Annotated in this window: 12 protein-coding genes and 1 pseudogene; 5 read left to right on the top strand and 8 right to left on the bottom strand. The window is 74.2% G+C overall.

Going from position 1 to position 15,208, the window contains the following annotated elements; all coding sequences use genetic code 11:
* Positions 1 to 40: 40 nt before the first annotated feature.
* The 3 genes from eutC to eat are packed head-to-tail and all read right to left on the bottom strand — an operon-like array spanning position 41 to position 3,566.
* Positions 41 to 781 carry an ethanolamine ammonia-lyase subunit EutC gene (gene eutC / locus BJ983_RS29305; RefSeq protein WP_179797043.1) on the bottom strand — a complete coding sequence of 247 codons (741 nt, stop codon included), beginning with the start codon at positions 779 to 781 and terminating at the stop codon, positions 41 to 43.
* A complete protein-coding gene (locus BJ983_RS29300) occupies positions 778 to 2,157 on the bottom strand; it encodes an ethanolamine ammonia-lyase subunit EutB (protein WP_179797042.1) in 1,380 nt (459 codons plus the stop codon). Before BJ983_RS29300 ends, eutC begins: the two co-directional genes overlap by 4 nt.
* On the bottom strand, positions 2,154 to 3,566 hold the full coding sequence (gene eat / locus BJ983_RS29295; RefSeq protein WP_179797041.1) for an ethanolamine permease: 1,413 nt from the start codon (positions 3,564 to 3,566) through the stop codon (positions 2,154 to 2,156). The genes BJ983_RS29300 and eat overlap by 4 nt, the downstream gene beginning before the upstream one ends.
* Before the next feature lie 504 nt (positions 3,567 to 4,070).
* Here eat and BJ983_RS29290 point away from each other — a divergent pair.
* Positions 4,071 to 4,886: a UTRA domain-containing protein gene (locus tag BJ983_RS29290; protein ID WP_179797040.1), complete on the top strand. Its 816-nt coding sequence runs from the start codon at positions 4,071 to 4,073 to the stop codon at positions 4,884 to 4,886.
* A gap of 10 nt (positions 4,887 to 4,896) precedes the next feature.
* Positions 4,897 to 5,412 (top strand): annotated as a pseudogene (locus tag BJ983_RS30310) (GNAT family N-acetyltransferase); the annotation flags it as partial.
* On the opposite strand, the gene BJ983_RS32760 reads toward BJ983_RS30310, so the two are convergent.
* The 3 genes from BJ983_RS32760 to BJ983_RS29275 all read right to left on the bottom strand — a co-directional run bounded on the left by BJ983_RS32760 (position 5,310) and on the right by BJ983_RS29275 (position 9,016).
* Positions 5,310 to 7,949, bottom strand: a complete 2,640-nt coding sequence (locus BJ983_RS32760; RefSeq protein WP_179797039.1) for an AMP-binding protein — start codon at positions 7,947 to 7,949, stop codon at positions 5,310 to 5,312. The pseudogene BJ983_RS30310 and the gene BJ983_RS32760 overlap by 103 nt on opposite strands.
* The gene (locus tag BJ983_RS29280) at positions 7,946 to 8,752 is read right to left on the bottom strand and encodes a COG4705 family protein (protein ID WP_179797038.1); all 807 of its coding nucleotides are present in this window, start codon (positions 8,750 to 8,752) and stop codon (positions 7,946 to 7,948) included. Before BJ983_RS29280 ends, BJ983_RS32760 begins: the two co-directional genes overlap by 4 nt.
* Positions 8,753 to 8,857: 105 nt before the next feature.
* Entirely contained in the window at positions 8,858 to 9,016 is a 159-nt protein-coding gene (locus BJ983_RS29275) for a DUF6131 family protein (RefSeq protein ID WP_179797037.1), read from the bottom strand.
* 253 nt (positions 9,017 to 9,269) lie between these two features.
* Here BJ983_RS29275 and BJ983_RS29270 point away from each other — a divergent pair, with 253 nt between their 5' ends.
* From BJ983_RS29270 to BJ983_RS29260, 3 genes are read left to right on the top strand one after another with little or no spacing between them, the layout of a single operon-like run.
* Positions 9,270 to 10,244 (top strand): acyl-CoA dehydrogenase family protein, encoded by a 975-nt coding sequence (locus tag BJ983_RS29270; protein WP_343054415.1) that lies wholly within the window; start codon positions 9,270 to 9,272, stop codon positions 10,242 to 10,244.
* Positions 10,245 to 10,252: 8 nt separating this feature from the next.
* Complete coding sequence (locus tag BJ983_RS29265) at positions 10,253 to 11,449, top strand: acyl-CoA dehydrogenase family protein (RefSeq protein ID WP_218890550.1); 1,197 nt, start codon at positions 10,253 to 10,255, stop codon at positions 11,447 to 11,449.
* A gap of 24 nt (positions 11,450 to 11,473) precedes the next feature.
* A complete protein-coding gene (locus BJ983_RS29260) occupies positions 11,474 to 13,072 on the top strand; it encodes a class I adenylate-forming enzyme family protein (RefSeq protein WP_179797034.1) in 1,599 nt (532 codons plus the stop codon).
* 6 nt (positions 13,073 to 13,078) lie between these two features.
* Here the strand turns inward: BJ983_RS29260 and BJ983_RS29255 are convergent, their stop codons facing one another.
* Together BJ983_RS29255 and BJ983_RS29250 are read right to left on the bottom strand one after the other, a co-directional pair.
* Complete coding sequence (locus BJ983_RS29255; RefSeq protein WP_179797033.1) at positions 13,079 to 13,921, bottom strand: GH12 family glycosyl hydrolase domain-containing protein; 843 nt, start codon at positions 13,919 to 13,921, stop codon at positions 13,079 to 13,081.
* A 123-nt stretch (positions 13,922 to 14,044) separates the two neighbouring features.
* Positions 14,045 to 15,199: a CaiB/BaiF CoA transferase family protein gene (locus tag BJ983_RS29250; protein ID WP_179797032.1), complete on the bottom strand. Its 1,155-nt coding sequence runs from the start codon at positions 15,197 to 15,199 to the stop codon at positions 14,045 to 14,047.
* Positions 15,200 to 15,208: the final 9 nt, after the last annotated feature.

Raw genomic sequence — 15,208 nt, 5'->3', positions numbered from 1 at the left:
CCCCACGACCGGTCCGGCACGCACCGGGCCGGACCCGCCGTCAGGACGTCCCGTCCTCCCCCGCGCCGAGGGCCGGGTCGGCCTTCAGCCCCGTCCCCGAGAGCTTCAGCCGGCGCGCCTCGGCCATGAGCATCGCCAGCGTGTCCGCGGCGGGCGGGTAGTCGACGCCGTGCGGCGGGCGGATGTTCGACAGACAGTTGCGCTCGGAGTCGCGACGACCGCGGCGGGCGTCGTAGGTGAAGTAGGCGCCGAGGCTGTCGGTGGAGCTCATGCCGGGCCGTTCCCCGATGAGCACCAGCACGCTGCGCGCGCCGACCGCCGTCGCGATCTCGTCGCCCAGGGCGACCCGGGCCTGCGTCGCGACCACGACGGGCGCCACCCGCCAGCCGTCGAGGCGGGCGAGGACCTCCCGCAGCATCGGCACCGCGTGGCGGTGGATCGCCAGCGGGGAGAGCCCGTCGCCGACGACGACCACCAGGTCGTGCTCGCCGTGGGGCAGGTCGGTGTCCTCCGCCAGACGGCGGCCCTGGTCGGGACGCTGCAGGTAGCGCGAACGGTCCGGCGCGGCACTGCGCACGCAGCACACCCCGACGCCGAGCTCCCCCTCGATCTCGGCGGCGAGCGCCGGGGCGTCCAACGGGTCGTGCACGGCGTCCCGGGCGGCGGCGTGGGCCTGGCGCAGCGTCAACAGGTGTCCGGTCGGCATGGCGTCGCCCGCCCGCCCGAGCGCCACGCGGGCGCGGGTCGCGTGCCGGAGGGCGTCGAGCGGGTCAATGCTCACCGCACACCCGCCGTCAGCGCGCGCAGGCTCGACGCGTCCGCGGGCAGGTCCCGGACGCGCCCGTCGTCGGTGATCATGTCCATCCGCGCGAGCCAGTCGGCGAACTCGGGCGCCGGCCGCAGGCCGAGGGTCTGGCGCGCGTAGAGCGCGTCGTGGAAGGACAACGACTGGTAGTGCAGCATCACGTCGTCGCCGCCCGGCACGCAGATGACGAACGGGCAGCCGGCGGCGCCGAGCAGGGTGAGCAGGACGTCGGTGTCGTCCGCGTCGGCCTCGGCGTGGTTGGTGTAGCAGACGTCGACACCCATCGGCAGGCCCAGCAGCTTGCCGCAGAAGTGGTCCTCGAGCCCGGCCCGGATGATCTGCTTGCCGTCGAAGAGGTACTCGGGGCCGATGAACCCGACGACGGTGTTGACCAGCAACGGGTCGAAGGCGTGCGCCACCGCGTAGGCCCGCGCCTCGAGGGTCTGCTGGTCGACGCCGTGGTGCGCGTCGGCCGACAGCGCGGACCCCTGCCCCGTCTCGAAGTACATGCACTGCGTCCCGACGGTGCCGCGCCCGAGCGCGAGGGCGCCCTCGTGGGCCTGGCGGAGGAGGTCCAGCGTCACGCCGAACCCGTCGTTGGCGGCCTCGGTGCCCGCGATCGACTGGAACACCAGGTCGACCGGCGCCCCGCGCTCGAGGATCTGCAGCGTGGTCGTGACGTGGGCGAGCACGCAGCTCTGGGTCGGGATGTCGTAGCGCTGCCGGACGTCGTCGATGAGTCCCAGCAGGTCGATGGTGCGCCGTGGGGAGTCGGTGGCGGGGTTGATGCCGATGACGGCGTCCCCGCAGCCGTGCAGCAGGCCGTCGACGATCGCGGCGCTGACGCCGAGCGGGTCGTCGGTGGGGTCGTTGGGCTGCAGGCGCGTGGCGAGCGTGCCCGGCCGCCCGATGGTCGAGCGGAACGCCGTGACGACGGGCGTGCGCCGCGCGACCGAGACGAGGTCCTGGACCCGGCACAGCTTGCTCGTGGCGGCGACCATCTCGGGGGTGAGCCCGTCGCGCAGGGCGACCGTGTCGGTCTCCGGGCGCAGGAGGTGCTCGCGGAACTCGCCGACGGTCATCGCCGCCACCGGCGCGAAGGCCGCCGCGTCGTGGGAGTCGACGATGAGCCGCGTGACCTCGTCGTCCTCGTAGGGCACGACCTGCTCGTCGAGGAACGTGGTCAGCGGCAGGTCGGCGAGCAGCCACTGGGCCGCGACCCGCTCCTGCTCCGAGGCGGCCGCGACCCCGGCGAGCGCGTCCCCGGAGCGCTCCGGGGTGGCCGCGGCGAGCAGTGCCTTCAGGTCGGCGAACTCGTAGGTGTGCCCGGACAGCGTGATCCGTCGGGTCACTTCAGCGCCTCCTCGGCGGCCGCGAGTGCGGCGAACTCCTCGTCCGGGGCGGACGCGACCAGGTGGTGGCGGGAGTAGAACCCGAACCACGCCATGAACAGGGCGAAGGCGCCGAGCGCGCAGAGCGCGGCGACGGTGTCGACGAGGAAGGTCGCGACGACCGCGATGCACGCGACGACCAGCGCGAAACCGGTCGTGGCCGTGCCGCCCGGGGTGCGGTACGGGCGCGGCATGTCGGGCTCGCGGCGGCGCAGCACGATGTGGCTGACCATCATCAGCACGTAGCTCAGGGCCGCCCCGAACACCGCCATGTTCAGCAGGGTCGCCCCCTCGCCCGTGAAGGTGAGCAGGAAGCCGATCACGCCCGGCACGATCAGCGCGAGCGCCGGCGCCTTGCGGGAGTTGGTCACCGACAGCACCCGGGGCAGGTAGCCGGCGCGGGAGAGCGCGAACGTCTGCCGCGAGTAGGCGTAGATGATCGAGAAGAAGCTCGCGATCAGCCCGGCCAGCCCGATGTAGTTGACGACGGTGGCCGCGATGCCGGTGCCGAGCGCCTCGACGAGCGGGTTGCCCGACTGCGAGAGCGCCTCCGCCCCGAGCGCCCCGGTGGAGAGCACGAGCACGACGGCGCCGGTCACCACCAGCACGAGCATGCTCACGACGATGCCGCGGGGCACGTCGCGACGCGGGTCGCGGGCCTCCTCGGCCGCCAGCGGGACGCCCTCCACAGCGAGGAAGAACCAGATCGCGAACGGCACCGCGGACCACACGCCGAGCAGCCCGAACGGCAGGGTCGCGCTCGCGCCGACCGCGTCGGTCGCGGGGATGTCGACGAGGTTCGCGGGGTCGAACAGCGGGATCGCGGCGACGGCGAACACGATCAGACCGACCACCGCGATCGCGGTGATCACGAACATGACCTTGAGCGCCTCCCCGGCCCCGGAGAGGTGGATGCCGACGAAGATCGCGTATGCCGCGAGGTAGACCCACCAGCCGTCGGTGATGCCGAAGAGCTGCAGGGACTCGACGTAGGCGCCGATGAACGTGGCGATCGCGGCCGGAGCGATGGAGTACTCGATGAGGATCGCGGTGCCGGTCGCGTACCCGCCCCACGGGCCCAGCGCGCGCCGCGCGAAGGTGTAGCCGCCACCCGCCGTCGGGAGCGCGCTGGAGAGCTCCGCCATGCCGAGCACCATCGCGAAGTACATCGCGGCGATGACGACCCCGGCGATCGCGAGCCCCCCGAACCCACCCTCGGCGAGACCGAAGTTCCAGCCCGAGTAGTCCCCCGAGATCACGTAGCTGACGCCGAGCCCGGCCAGCAGCACCCACCCCGCGGCGCCGCTGCGCAGCTGCCGTTTCGCCAGGTACTCGTCGTCCGCGCTGGAGCCCACCCCGGTCGTGGTCATCGCCGGCTCCGTCCTGCTCGGCCGGGCCTGTGCCGGCGGTGCCGTGAACCGTAGGAAGCACGTGAGGTCGCGAGAAGGACCGCCGTGTAAATCCCGGCGAAAACTCCCATCTCCGACAGCGACCGGCGCAGCGGGCACGGCCGGACGGCCCCTCGGGCGTTACTGAGCGGGCACGCCTCCCGCCGCCGCTCTCCTGCGCCGAAGCGAAGGGCACCCCGACGGCGAGTGCGATCCCGATCGGGTTGCGACCCAACGGACCTGGATCGAGATCGCGACTCGGTGCGCGACACGCGCAAGCGCTGCTGGGACACGCTCACGAAGTCGCGATCATCCCGACGGCGGGGCGACGCCGGTCGACCGACCACGACCCGGAGGGCCAGGCAGTTGATCATGGCGAGCGCGCGATGTCGCGCTCGCCATGATCAACTGCCTGGCGCCGCCATCCCCTTGGATGCCGTCGAAATGACCTGACCTTTGTGCGCCGCCGTATGTAGGGTCAATCGGGTGGCGCCGTCTCCGCTCGACCGGTCGGACGACGCCCCGCTGTGGTCGCAGCTGCAGGACGACCTGCAGCGGCGGATCGCCGCCGGGGAGTTCGCCGAACGCTTCCCGGGCGAGCACGCGCTGGTCGGCGAGTACGCGGTCAGCCGGAACACGGTCCGCCAGGCGCTCGCCCAGCTGCGCGCCGACGGCGTCGTCACCGCCGAGCGGGGCCGCTCCCCGCGGGTGACCGACCGTCGGGTGCAGCCCGAGATGGTCTACTCCGTCGGCACCACGTCGACGCTCTTCGACGTCGTCGAGCGCACCGGGCGTGTGCAGACCAGCGTGGTGCGGGCCGTCGTCCGGACCTTCGACGGCGTCGTCGCCACCCGCCTCGGGCTCGAGGAGTCGACCCCGCTCCTGCACCTCGAGCGGCTCCGGCTCGCCGACGACGAGCCCCTCGCCTGGGACCGGGTGTGGTTGCCGTACGACCTCGGCGCCCCGCTCCTGGGTCGCGACCTCACGCACACCTCCCTCTACGACGAGCTCGCCCGCCTCACCGGCGTCCGCGTCGACGAGGGCCGCGAACGGATCCGGGTGGCCGTGGCCGACCCGGTCCGCGCCCGCCTGCTCGGGATCGCCGCCGGGGACGCCGTGTTCCACATCGAGCGGACCGGCGCCCACCGGGGCGATCTCGTCGAGTGGCGGCAGAGCGTGATCCGGGCCGACCGGTTCAGCCTCACCGCCGACTTCGGACCCCGGCAGGGCTGGGAGCTCACGTCCGACACGGAGCTCACCACCGACACCGACCGGCGCCGACCCGCCGTCGTGACCGCGTAGGGGAGGCAGCGTGTACTCCGACACCGCATCGCGCACCGCCACGAGGAAGCCGCCGCCGGCGTGGGACGTCGTCTGGGAGACCCGTCTCCGCCCCGAGGACCACGCGGCGGTGCACCGGCTGCTCGCCGCCAGCTACGGGCCCACCACGTTCGCCCCCGGGCGGAGCTGGGTCGGCGCGCGCCCGGAGCTGCGGGTGCTCGGCCGGGTCGGCGACGAGGTCGTGGCGCACGCCGGGGTCATCCGCCGCTTCCTGCGCTCCCCCGGCGGCTCGCTGCTCGTCGGGGACGTCGGGCTGGTCGCGGTGCATCCCGGACGGCAGGGCACGGGCCTCGGGGGCGCGCTGCTGGCCGAGATCCGACGGACCCTCGTCGACCTCGCGGTGCCGCACGGGTTCCTCACGTGCGACCCGGGCCTGCGGCCGTTCTACGAACGCTCCGGCTGGGTGGCCCTGCCCGACACCGACCTGCGCGCCATCGGCGTCCACCACCAGGTCGAGGACGACCACCGCAACGGCATGGTGCTGCCGGTCCTCACCTCGCTCGACGCCTGGCCCGCCGGCCCGCTCGAGCGCGACGGCCAGGAGATCTGAGCGCACGCCCGGACGCCGGCTCGCGCCACGCCGGTCCCCGCCCGCCACGCCAGGATCCCGACGACGAGCCCCAGTACCACGAGCGCGGCCGGCGGCACGCCGACGTCGGCCAGCCCGAGCAGCGCGAAGTGCGTCAGGTAGATGCCCAGCGAAGCGCTCGCGACCGCCGTGACCGGGGCGACCAGGAACCGCGGGACCCGGACGCGGGCCACGCACAGCAGCACGAGCACGCCGCCCGCGACGATCGCCGCCCGCTCGTACTCGACCCCGAAGAACGCGGGGACCAGCACGACCGTGGCCGCCGCGGTCACCCACTGCTGTGCGGGGGTCCCGGCCCGCTGCAGCATCCAGCCCAGCACGAACAGCCACAGGACGAGGTGGGTGCTGTACAGGTCGCCGGGCACGGACGGGTCACCCGGCACGAGCCAGAGGACGACCGACGCCGCGAGCACGATCGCCGGCAGCCGGAACCGGTGCCGGCGCTCGAACCGGCGTACGGCGGGGACGGCGAACAGCGCGGCGGCCCCGACGAGGATCTGCACGAGCGAGTCGACGAACCAGTAGCCCTGCACCAGCGGGTGGAACACGCCGCCGAGCAGGAGGGCGTCCTGGTGCTGGACCGAGCCGGTGACGAACGAGCGCCCCAGGATCCACAGCGAGCTCGGCACCGCGATCAGGGCGGCCGACCGCAGGATCCGTCCCGGCCCGCCACCGGCGAGCACGAACCGCGCGAAGGTCCAGCCGGCGACGGCGAGCAGGAGGTGCGCGCCACCGAGCCAGGTCCAGAGGTGGTCGTGTTCGCCGACGACCAGCACGATCGCGAGCGCCCGGAGCACCACGGCCGGCTCCAGGCCCGCCCACCGCGACCGCGCGGCCGGGGTGCGGGCGGCGAGCTCGCCGAGCGGCGTGGTGTCCCAGCGCTCCGGCAGGTGGCCCAGCGCCCGCTCCAGGTCCGCCGAGACCTGCACGTAGGTCAGGGAGTCCCCGCCGAGGTCGACGAAGGAGGCACCGTCGTCGAGCACCTGCCCCGGGAAGGTCCGGGCGAAGACCTCCCGGACCCCCGCGACCCGTCGTCGGGAAGGCCCTTCCGGACGACGGGCGAGGGCGGCCACCGCGGGATGGTCGAGCTTGCCGTTGGCGCGCCGTGGGAGCGCGTCGATCGCGACGACGGTGACCGAGGGGCCGGGCAGGTGCAGCCGCTCGACGACGGCGACGCGCACGGCGGTCGGGTCGCCGTCCTCGACCGCCACGACCAGCCCGGTGTCGTCGCCGGTCACGGCGGCCGTGTGGCCCCGGGACCGCAGGAACGTCTCGACGGCGTCGAGGTCGACGCGGATCCCGAACGGCTTGACGAACCGTGACCGGCGGCCGACCACCTGGAACAGCCCGTCGGGGCGGCGGCGACCGAGGTCGCCGGTGCGCAGCTCGGTCGCGGTGCGGCCGAGCGCGAGGTCCGCGTCCGACTCCGCGTACCCGAGCATGACGTTCGGGCCGGAGTAGACGATCTCGCCGACGCCGTCGGTGTCCGGGTCGTCGATGCGCAGCGCCCCACCGGGGACGGGGACGCCGATCGCCTCGGGGGCCGCCGCGACGAGCTCCGGGGGCAGGTAGGCCATGCGGGCGGTCGCCTCGGTCTGGCCGTACATGACCACGAACCGCCAGCCGTGCTCGGCGCCACGGGCGGCCCACCGCCGGACCTCGTCGGGCGCGAGCCGGCCGCCGGCCTGGGTGACGTAGCGCAGGTGCGGCAGGTCCAGGTCGACGCCGGCCCGGTCGAGCAGCGCAAAAGTGTGCGGGACGCCGTGCAGGCTGGTCACCGCATGCTCGCGGACCTGACGCCAGAAGGCGGGGTCGGTGACCGACGCGTCGGTGAGGAGCAGCCCGGCACCGGCGAGCAGGTTCGCGTGGACGACCGACAGGCCGTAGCAGTAGTGCAGCGGCAGCGTCGTGGCCGCGCGATCGGTCGGGAGGATGTCGAGGGAGTCCGCGATCGCGGCGGCGTTCGCGTCGAGCGAGGCCGCCGCCAGGCGCACGAGCCGCGGGGAGCCGGTGGAGCCCGACGTCGCGAGCAGCAGCGTGAGGTCGTCGTGCAGGACCCGCCCGGCCGCACCCGTCGTCGGGACGCCGTCCACGACGTCCGGGCGCCAGTCGCGCGTCAGCTCCGCCACGGTGGCCGGGTCGGCCGCCGGGGCGAGCAGGACGACGTGCCCGGCGCGCAGCGCGCCGAGGTAGGCGACCAGCGCCGGCACCGTCGCGGCGAGGGTGACCAGCACCAGCTTCCGCGGGCCGGTCCCGACGGTCGAGCTCCGCTGCGCTCCGTCCCCGGCGAGCGCGGAGGCCTCCGCGTCGACCCGGTCGGCCAGCTCCGTGTAGGTCAGGGCGCCGTCCGGGGTGATGATCGCGGTCCGGTCGCCGTGGGCGCGCAGACCGGTGACGAAGGCCGGTGCGGGCCGGGGTGGGGCTGCGGTGGTCACCCGGCGGTGTTCCCGCTCCCGGCCCCGTCCAGTGCCGCCGGACGGTCGACCTTCGTGATCGCGAGGAAAGCGACGACCCCGACGATGAGGACGGTCAGCACGATCGCCGTGCGGTCCATGCCGAGGGCGAGCCCGCCGCGCCCGGGAGGCCCGCCGAACCAGTCCGCGAAGGAGGCTCCGAAGGGCCTGGTCAGGACGTAGGACATCCAGAAGCAGGCGATCGCGTTCGCCCCGAGGAACCGGTACGCGAGCGCGGGCAGGAGGAACAGGACGCCGAAGAGGATGCCCGACGGCAGGTAGCCCAGGTGCAGCGTCGAGGCCGTCCAGTCGCCGGCCGCGGTGCCCAGCGCGAAGGTCAGCAGCACCGCCACCCAGTAGAAGGTCTCCCGACGGCGGGTGGTGACGGCATGGATCGACAGCGTCCCCTCCACCCGGTACCAGAGCGCGAACGCCGCGAGCACCAGCACGAGCAGCACGCCGGTCGAGACCGTGTAGGGCACCCCGAGGTCGTTGTGCACGAGGTCGGCCACGGTGGTGCCGAAGACCGAGACCATGACGATCGCGAACCAGTAGGTCCACGGCTCGTAGGTCCGGCGCACGAACTGGAGCACCATCGCCAGCACGAACAGGGTGCCGGTGACGGCCACGGCGATCACCTGGTCGAAGGCGATGTCGAGCGCGTCCCAGGTGGTCTCCCCCATGCCGGTGGTGAGCAGCTTCGCCACCCAGAACACCAGCGTGATCTCGGGGACCTTGCTCGCCGGGGTGGAGACCCGTGCCGGGGGCATGTCGGTCGCAGGCATGCGGCCCACCGTGATCGACAGCGGTGAAGCGCCGACGTGACCCGGGTCGGAATCAGGTGAGAACGGGCCGCGCGCCCACCCGGGGGCGGGCGCGCGGGACCTCGGTCAGAAGTACGTCTTGCGCCCACCGACCCCGCGACCGACGGCCCCGAGGACGGTGAGGATCAGGCCGATCACCAGGAGGATCCACCCGATGGTCGCGACGAACGCCGGCACCGGCAGGAGGTAGCCGACGAGGATGAGGATGATGCCCAGAATGATCATGAGTGCCTCCGAGGGTCACTGAGGGGGTCGGGACACGGCCGTGTACTCGACCTGGCCGCACAACGATGTCCCTCGACCGGCGGTACTGGGTGGTTACCGATCCGCCCGAAGTTGGTCCGGTCGTGCTCCCCCGAGGTCGCGCTCGGCCCAGCCTGATCGTTCTCCGCCGCGGCGAACGGACCTGACCTCACCGGACGCTGGTCGCTCCCTCGTTTTTAAGTTAGGTTCAACTCCGGCTCTCCCGGAGGTGGACGTGGCGCTCTACGCCGAGGAACACGACCAGCTGCGCGCGTCCGTGCGCGGGCTGCTGGGCACCGCCCGACGACGCGACGACCCCGGCCACGACCCGGTCCTCTGGCGCCGGATGTGCGACGAGCTCGGGCTCGCCGGGCTGGCCGTCGCCGAGGAGCGCGGCGGGTCGGGGTTCGGGGTCGTCGAGCTCGCCGTCGTCGCGGAGGAGATCGGCCGCGCGAACCTCCCCTCCCCCTTCCTGACGACGACGCTGGGCGGGCTCGCGCTCGACGCCGCCGGGGAGGACGTCGCCGCCATCGCGCGGGGCGAGCGGCTCGCGACCGTGTCCTTCTCCCCCGGCGGCCGCCACGTGCCCGACGGCGACGTCGCGGACGTGCTGGTGCTCGTCGGCCCGATCGTCGAGGTCGCCGATCTCTCCGCCGTCGGGCGCACCCCGCTCGCGACGATGGACCCCACCCGGGGGCAGGCCCACCTCGACCTGCGCGGCGCGCCCCGCCGTGCGATCGACGTCCCGCCGGAGCGGGTCCACGCGCTGGCGGCCACGCTGCTCGCCTGCGAACAGATCGGTGGCGCGGACCGGGTGCTGGAGATGTCCACGACCTACGCGGGCGAGCGGGTGCAGTTCGGGCGGCCGGTCGGGTCGTTCCAGGCGGTGAAGCACCTCCTGGCCGACATGCTCATCGACCTGGAGCTGGCCCGCTCCGCGCAGTGGCACGCCGTCGCGCTCGCCGCCGACCCCGGGACGTCCCCGACCGCCCTCGACGCGGCGGCCCGCACGGCCCGGGTCGCCTGCTCGCGCGCGTTCACCCGCCTGTCGGGCGACGCGATCCGGGTGCACGGCGGCATCGGCTACACGTGGGAGCACGACGCGCACCGGTTCTTCCGTCGCGCCCGCGCCTCCGCCGTGCTGTTCGCCCCGGGCGACGACGCCGACCGGCTCGCCACGCACGCCGGACTCGTCGGGTCGGCGTCATGACCGGAACCATGACCGGGAGCATCGCGGAGCTGCGGCGTCGCGTCGCCGACTTCCTCGCCGTCCACGGGTGCCGGACGGGTGAGGCGCCGAGCCGGTCGCGACGACCGGGCGAGTACGTCGCCGCGGCGCGCGTCCACCAGCGCGCGCTGGCCGACGCCGGGCTCGCCGGGATCACCTGGCCGCAGGCGTACGGCGGGCTCGGTCTCGGGCCGGAGCACCGGGCGGCGTTCGACGCCGAGGCCGCCGGGTACGAGACGTTCTCGGCACTGTTCACCATCGGGCTGGGGATGTGCGGGCCGGTCCTGCTCGCCCTCGGCACCCAGGAGCAGCGGACGCGGTACCTGCCGCCGCTGCTGCGCGCCGACGAGGTGTGGTGCCAGCTGTTCTCCGAGCCGGGCGCCGGCTCCGACCTCGCGGCCCTGGCCACCCGGGCGACCCCGGACGGCGACGGCTGGCGCGTCTCCGGGCAGAAGGTGTGGACCACCTACGCCCACCACAGCGACCGCGGCCTCCTGCTCGCCCGCACCGACCCCGGGAAGCCGAAGCACCGCGGCATCACCATGTTCGCGCTCGACATGGCCGCGCCCGGGGTCACCACGCGTCCGCTGCGTCAGGCCACCGGCGACGCCGAGTTCAACGAGGTGTTCCTCGACGACGTCCGGGTCGGCCCGGAGGACGTCGTCGGCGCGGTCGACGAGGGCTGGCGCGCGGCCACGCTCATGCTGATGAACGAGCGGGTGGCGCTCGCCGACAGCCCGATCGGCTCGCCGGTCACGCTCGAGGCCGTCGTCGCCCTCGCGCGACGGACCGGCCGGGCCGGCGACCCCGTCGTCCGGAAGGCCGTGGCCGACGCGTACGTCGCGCACCAGCAGGTGGAGCTCTTCGCGCGCCGCATCGCGGGTGAGGTGTCTGTCGGACGGGACCCGGGCGCCCTGGCGTCGATCGGGAAGCTCGCCGCCGGGCGGCTGGCCACCCAGGTCGCCGCCCTCGCGATGGAGGTCGCGGGACCGGACGCCGTCGCGTGGGACCCGGCCGACCCCGACGGCGGGCTCTGGGCCTACGGCGAGCTCTACGCGCCGTCGCTGTCGATCGCCGGGGGCACCGAGCAGATCCAGCGCACGGTGCTCGGCGAGCGGGTGCTCGGCCTGCCCCGCGAGCCCTCGACCGACCGCGACGTCCCGTTCCGCGACCTGCGCCGTGGCTGACACCCCGACGACGAGGAGCCGACGATGACCCTCACGACCTCGTACCGCCCGGCGGACACGGACCCGCCGTTGTGGGAGGAGACCGTCGGCGCACTGCTCGTCCGACGCGCGGCCGAGCACCCCGACCGGCCCGCGCTCGTCGGCACCCGGCACGGCGACGGCGCGCCGGTACGGCTGACCTACGCGGAGCTCCTCGACGAGGCCCGCCGCGTCGCCACCGCGCTGACCCGGCTCGTCGGGCCCGGGGAGCCGGTCGCGCTGTGGGCGCCGAACGTCGTCGAGTGGCCGGTGATCGAGTACGGCGCCGCGCTCGCGGGCGTCGTGCTCGTCGCGCTCAACCCGGTGCTGCGGCGCCCGGAGCTGGAGTACGCGCTCGGGCACTCGCGCGCAACGGTGCTGCTGCACGCCGAGCGCAGTCGGGACCACGACATGACGGCGATCGCGCGGCAGCTCCCCGGCGTCACCGCGATCAGCCTCGCCGACACCGCCCGGTGGCGCGCCGAGGCGGCCGACGACGCCGTGGTCGCCGCCGAGCCGACGGACCCGTCCGCGCCGGTGATGCTGCAGTACACCTCGGGCACGACCGGGAACCCGAAGGGCGTCCTGCTGCGGCACCGGTCGCTGGTCGGCGTCGCGCAGCTGACGATGGCGGTGACCGCAGCGGCCCCCGGCGCGGTGTGCGTGAACCCGCTGCCGATGTTCCACACCGCCTCGTGCGTCATCGGCACCCTCGGCCCGCTGTGCCTGGGCGGCACCGAGGTGCTCGTGGAGCAGTTCGCCCCGGGGCCGGTCCTGGACCTCCTGCACCGCGAGGAGGCGTCCGTCCTGTTCTACGTCCCGGCCGTGCTCGGGGCACTCCTCGAGGCGCAGCGCACCGACGACCGCCCGGCCCCTCGCCTGCGCACCGTGATGGGCGGGGCCTCGACCGTCTCCCCCACGATGATCCAGGCCGCCGAGGACGTCTTCGGCGCCGCCGTGATCAACCTCTTCGGGCAGACCGAGCTCGCCCCGGTCCTCACGGCCACCCGTCCCGACGACGCCCGCGCCGACCAGCTCGGGACCGTCGGCCGCCCGCTCCCCCACGTCGAGGTGAAGATCGTCGACCCGGTCGACGGCGAGGTGGTGCCGCTCGGGGCACCGGGTGAGATCTGTGCCCGCGGCTACCAGCAGATGCTCTGCTACCTGCACGACCCGGAGGCCACCGCCGCGACCGTCGACGCCGACGGCTTCCTGCACACCGGCGACCTCGGCGCCCTCGACGGGCGCGGCTACCTGCGCCTCACCGGCCGGCTCAAGGAACTGATCATCCGCAAGGGCGAGAACATCGCCCCGCCGGAGATCGAGAACGTGCTCGTCGCCCACGCCGCGGTCGACGGGGCGGCGGTGCTCGGTCTTCCCGACGACGGGTCCGGGGAGGTCGTCGCCGCCGTCCTGCGGGTCCGGGAGGCCGCGCCCGGCCTGCGGGACGAACTCGTCGCGCACTGCCGGGAGCGGCTCTCGCCGCACAAGATCCCGGCGTGCTGGTTCGTGGTCGACGAGTTCCCGCTGACGCCCACGCAGAAGGTGCAGAAGTTCCGGCTCGCGGAGCTCGCCGCGTCGGGCGAGCTCCGCGAGCTGCGCTGACGGGCGCTACTGGCCGTTGCGGGTGACCGAGAAGGACGTCGTCGTCAGGCCGGCGCCGCCGGTCCACGGCTCGAACCCGGCCTGCACGCTCTGGAGCCACCAGGTCGGCTTGACGACGCCGCGCAGCATCGCGTCACGGGCGAAGGCGTCGAGGGGCAGGTTGGTCACCGAGGTCACCGGCGTCTTGCGGACGTAGGAGATGACGGGCGGGTCGGCCTTGCCGTACCAGACCGTCCACTTCGTCCCGGCGATCGTGACGTCGTAGTACGGCTTGCCGATCGGCTGGACCCACGAGGTCCGGTTGAGCCAGATCATCAGCTCCGCGCCCTGCGGGCGGCCGGGGTTGTCCTTCGTCGGGTGGAACCAGATGTCGTAGGCGGTGTTGTACTGCTGGACGGCGGTCTTGTCGGTGGGGCCGGTGGTGGCCCAGGAGGACCGGATCGCGCCGAGGTTGTAGACCTGCGCCGGGAACGGCGACGTCTTCGTGCAGTAGCCGTAGTTGCAGCCCCGGTAGATCGACGGGTAGCCGGCCGGGCCCTTGGTGTTCGTGTGCTCGGCCGTGTCGACGACGAACCCGGAGGGCCCGTTCTCGGTGATGCACTGCTTGGTGTCCGCGCCCCAGCGGGCGTTCTGGATCACGTACTTGTCGCCGGACACGCCCAGCGACCCGAACTGGTCGCACGTCTGACGGGGCGCCGCGGCCGACCCCATGGCCGGCCCCACGACGAGGGCGCCGAGGCCGGCGGCCAGGGCTGCGACCAGGGCGACGATCACCAGCGGGCGTCGCGCGCGGTGCCGCCCGGGACGCGTCGTCCTCCGCGAACCCCCCATGTCGGTCTTCGGCTCCACGTCTGCTCCCCCGGGACGGGCCCGGCATGGCGCCGGACGCTCGTCCCCCTCCTCGGAACAGGTCGCGGAATTGTTACCGAAGCGCATCGAATCGTCGGCGAGACATGCCCCGGCCGCACGGTCTCAGGACGGCACCGGCGCCTGGACCGCGGCGCCCGACGCAAGCAGGGCGTCCACGTCGACGCCCGCCGCGGCGAGCACCTCCCAGGAGTGGGCACCCGGCGTCGGGGAGGGCGCCGGCCCGGCCACGGGGTGACCGGAGAAGCGGGGTGCGGGCCCCGGCTGGAGCCGGCCCTCGTGCTCGACGACGCTGTCCCGGGCCGCGACCTGCGGATGCGCCGCCGCCTCGGTGAGCCCGAGGACGGGCGCGACACACGCGTCGGTGCCGGCGAAGACCGCGGCCCACTCGTCGCGGGTGCGGGTCGCGAACGCGGCGGCGATCGTGGTGCGCAGCTCCGGCCAGTGGTCGCGGTCGTGCTGGCGGGCCGGGTCCTCGTCGACGCCGAGCAGCCGGAGGAACTCGGCGTAGAACGTCGGTTCCAGCGCCCCGACCGCCAGGTGGCCGCCGTCGGCGGCGGCGTAGACCGCGTAGTAGGGCGTCCCGCCGTCGAGCATGTTCGCGCCGCGGCGGTCGGTCCAGCGGCCGGAGCCGAGCATCGCGTGGATCGCCGCGAGCAGGTGCGAGGTGCCGTCGAGGATCGCGGCGTCGACCACCTGCCCGCGGCCCGTGCGCGCCGCCTCGGTGAGCGCCGCGAGGATGCCGATGACGAGGTAGGTCGACCCGCCGCCGAAGTCGCCGAGGAGGTTCAGGGGCGGCACGGGCGGACCGTCCGCGGGGCCGATCGCGTGCAGCGCACCCGTGAGCGCGATGTAGCCGATGTCGTGCCCGGCGGCCTGCGCCCAGGGCCCGTCCTGGCCCCAGCCGGTCATGCGGCCGTAGACCAGCCGCGGGTTGCGGGCCCACACGTCCTCGGGCCCGACGCCGAGGCGCTCGGTGACGCCCGGCCGGTTGCCCTCGACCAGGACGTCGGCGGTCGCGGTGAGCGCCAGCAGGGCCTCGACCGCCTCCGGGCGCTTGAGGTCGAGGACGATCGAGCGCTTCCCCCGGTTCAGCACGTCCGCGGTGGGCGGTGCCGGGGCGAGCCCCGCGCCGGTCGGCCGGTCGATGCGAATCACGTCGGCGCCGAGGTCGGCGAGCAGCATCGCGGCGAAGGGCCCGGGACCGATCCCGGCCAGCTCGATCACCTGGACGCCGTCGAGGGGGCCCGAGTTTCTCATACAGATTAG

It is taken from the genome of Actinomycetospora corticicola (genome assembly GCF_013409505.1).
GTDB classification, from domain to species: Bacteria; Actinomycetota; Actinomycetes; order Mycobacteriales; family Pseudonocardiaceae; genus Actinomycetospora; species Actinomycetospora corticicola.
Note: the sequence above shows the minus strand (reverse complement) of the source record. Positions and strands in the feature narration are given on the sequence as shown.